Annotated in this window: 3 protein-coding genes; 1 reads left to right on the top strand and 2 read right to left on the bottom strand. The window is 25.4% G+C overall.

Annotation, left to right across the window (positions count from 1 at the left end; all coding sequences use genetic code 11):
• The coding region (locus EIC27_RS06435; protein ID WP_153183776.1) for a sodium:solute symporter family transporter at positions 1–2,442 on the top strand (2,442 nt) is incomplete at its 5' end.
• Between the two features lie 572 nt (positions 2,443–3,014).
• On the opposite strand, the gene EIC27_RS06430 is transcribed toward EIC27_RS06435, so the two are convergent.
• Both EIC27_RS06430 and rpmJ read right to left on the bottom strand, forming a co-directional pair.
• Positions 3,015–3,635: a ribonuclease D gene (locus tag EIC27_RS06430; RefSeq protein ID WP_126045238.1), complete on the bottom strand. Its 621-nt coding sequence runs from the start codon at positions 3,633–3,635 to the stop codon at positions 3,015–3,017.
• A gap of 1 nt (position 3,636) precedes the next feature.
• The coding region (gene rpmJ, locus EIC27_RS06425) for a 50S ribosomal protein L36 (RefSeq protein WP_126045239.1) at positions 3,637–3,723 on the bottom strand (87 nt) is incomplete at its 5' end.

Raw genomic sequence — 3,723 nt, 5'->3', positions numbered from 1 at the left:
CTTTTATCTGGCATTGATAGAATAAAAGATTGCAAAACTTTAACACAAATAATGAATAAAATATTTGGGAAAATAGGTAAAATTACTAGCTTATATACTTCATTAATAGACTGTATTATTGCTTCTTCAGTGCAAATTATTGCATTCGGACTTCTATGCGAATATTTTTTTCAACTTAATTTTTTAAGTGGCATTTTAATTGGAATTGTAGTTATTAATATATATTCACTTTTAGGTGGATTAAGAGGTGTTATAACTATAGACATAATGCAATTTTTAATCTTTTTCATAGTAATACCAGCTTCATATGTGGTTATGATGAAAAATTCAAATTTTGATGATAATTTTATAAACACAATTTCATTTTCAAAATTTAATATGGAGTTTAATTTTGTTATTATAGTTAGTCTTTTAATACAATCATTATTACCTGATTTTTCATCACCATTGACTCAAAGATATATGATGCTTGCACATGATAAAAATGCACTTAAGCTTGTTTTTAAAAAACTATTTATGATTGCAACTCCATTTATGTTTTCTTTGTGCTTAATAGCATATTTAATTATAATTAATTCTGGAGATAAAATATTATCAGCTAATGTTGTGTTCAATTATATTGATTGGTTACCTTTAGGTATAAAAGGGCTTATGATATCAGGTTTGTTTGCAGTGGTTATGTCTACAGCCGATTCTTATATTAATGCCACCAGTGATATTATAATTAATGATTTTTTAAAACAGTATTTACCCAAAACAAAACCAAAACATTTGTTATTACTTACAAGAATTATAATTATTTTGCTTTCATTATGTTCTTTTTTATTCATTATTTATAAAGATAAAATACTTTATATAGTTCTTTTCTTTAGAGCATTTGGAACAAATATACTAGTTATTCCACTATCAACAGTTTTATTAGGATTCAGTATAACAAAAAAACAATTTCTATTAAGTTTTTCTTTAAGTGCCACTTTTATAATTTGCAATATTTTCTTTTTTAAAGAGTATACATATGCTATTTCCTTATCAGGATTTTTAGGAAGTTTCATAGGGTTGCTTCTTAACAAAAAATTCTTTGACTATATTAAAAAAACAAATGAATTACATCTTTGGTTTTATAAAAAGATTGTAAATATGATTTCTAATATTAACGGATTTTATTTAAAATATCAGTTTAATAAAAGCAATAGAGTATACAATCCAATAAAGAATGTTAAATCTGTTATTCCACCAAATTTTAGTATATTTATTTTATCTTACTATTTTGTTTTTTCTCTATATATAGATAGTGATAGTAGTTACTTACCTTATCTTATGATTATTGGATATGCATTAATCTTACTTTTATTAATAAGAGATGTGTTATTTACAGAGAAATTTTTAAATAAATATTCATATTTATTTTTTTATTTTTGCATTACGTTTTGTCTTCCTTTTTTATCTAGTTATATGCTGTTTTATTATGTAGACTCTAAACAAGGTGACTATATATGGGTGATTAACTCATTACTGACTACTTTTTTATTATATCAATTTTTAAATGCTAGTGCATTTTTAATAAGCATGAGCATTGGTTTTATATGTGGTTGTGCACTTTATATGTATGAACACCAATCAATTAATTTTGGATATCCTGCCCAATTGGTTTTTTATGTATATCTATCTTTTTTGTTTATTTCACAAATTATTGCCAGAGATAAAGAAAAAGAATTAAAAATGAAAGAAGATATTCAAGATGATAAATTTAAGATGGTACAAACTTTTGGTGAAATGATGGCCCATGAATTAAAAAAACCTGTTACATTATTAAAAACTCAAGCTGAAATGTTTCAGATGATTATAGATAATACAAAAAAACTGAATGATAAAGAAACTGAAAAATATGTTATAAATTCTGATGATTATCAAAGCTTTAATTTTGGTAATAAAATATCTTTAGAAGTTTCTCAACACGGAATTAACACTATAGATAATCTTTTAACTTCACTAAGAGGGCCGAGTAAAGGACATAATAGCACTGTAACCTTGATAAGCACTATAATTAATGCAGCAATAAAAGAATGTTCTTTAGCATATCCTGAAGCTCAAGACATACAATTAGACTTAGAAGATTTTCAGATTAAATATAATTTTCATAATTTAAAGCATGTAATAATAAACTTAATTAAAAATGCATATGCTCACAATGGAAGGAATGTAAAAATAGAGATAAAAAGTAATGATAATGTATTATGTTTTATTGATTATGGAATAGGTATTAGTGAAAAGGTTATAAACAAAATTTTTGATAAATTTTTCACTAACAACAGAAATGGCACAGGCCTTGGACTTTCATATTGTAAATTAATTATGTCTGATATTAATGGTTCCATTAAATGTGAATCTATAGAAGGAAAATATACTAAATTTATTCTTAAATTTCCTAAAGTTAATTATTAAGCGTTTTCCTGGATTGCCATGAGCACTACGTGCTCTCGCAATGACTGTTGCTAAATTTGTCATCACGAGGGAGTAATGTAATTCCGACTGTGGTGATCCAGGAATATCGACTCATTCACGTTTGGAGAGGCATGAAGCTATTTCTGATAATCTATAATTATATAAAAAACACTTGAAGTTGACGTTGTATAGGGTTACCTATATAGTTAAGGCGTTTTTAAAGCGTTATTTAACAAAAAACGGAGGTTATCATGACAAAATTTTATACTACAGCTTTAATAGCTTTAACATTAACTGTTCTTACTTTTAGCAATGTATTTGCTGGTGCTGGATGGTAAAATAATTTAACAAAAACGGAGGTTATTATGATAAAATCTAGTTTTTTGTTGTTTATAAATAAGAATGCTGTTTGTACTTTAAGTTTGTGAAGAAAATTGAGTTAAGTGATAAACTATAATAATTTCGTGAGGGGTAATTTTATAATATAGGTTATCACTAAAATTTGCTTAATCTTTGCAATATTGTAGAAGTATTAATGGATTATGAGATTAAGTCGCTTAAAATAGCACTTATTAATGGTGAGAAAAAATATCATGTTCTAACCAACCTAATAAATCAAGTTTTGTTTTAGTTGGTAAAAACTTAAAACATTCATCAGCTATTTCCATTTTATTTTCTCTAAGTAATAAAATAGACATTTTATCTCGTAATTGATGTAAATATTTAACATCTTGTGCAGCATAGTTAAGCTGCTTTTTATTTAAATTTAAAGCACCCCAATCTGAGGATTGTTGCTGTTTTGAAATTTTAACTTCAAGTAATTCACTGCATAATTCCAATAAACTATGATGATGAGTGTAAGTTCTACAAAGTTTGGATGCTATTTTTGTACAAAAAATATTTTCAATTTCTATTTCTAGATATTTTTGAATTATGGCTATATCAAATCTTGCATAATGAAAAATTTTAACTCTTGTTTTATCAGTTAAAAATTTTTTTAAATTTGGAGAATTAAAATTTCTGTTTTTAAAATGAATTAAATGTATTGCATTTAACTCATCAGCTAATTGTAATACGCATAGCCTATCCCTATGGTTATTTAAGCCCATAGCTTCTGTATCAATTGCAAGGTCGCCTTTTAAATCTAAATCACTTGGAATATCATCAATATGATATTTGTAATTATATTGCATTTTAACCTTGTTTAGCCTTAAATTTTGGATTTTTCTTATTTATAACGTATAGCTTACCTTTTCTTTTGATAAGCTTGCAATTTAAATC

Origin of the sequence: Candidatus Aquarickettsia rohweri (assembly GCF_003953955.1) — a bacterium.
Classification (GTDB): Bacteria; Pseudomonadota; Alphaproteobacteria; order Rickettsiales; family Midichloriaceae; genus Aquirickettsia; species Aquirickettsia rohweri.
Note: the sequence above shows the minus strand (reverse complement) of the source record. Positions and strands in the feature narration are given on the sequence as shown.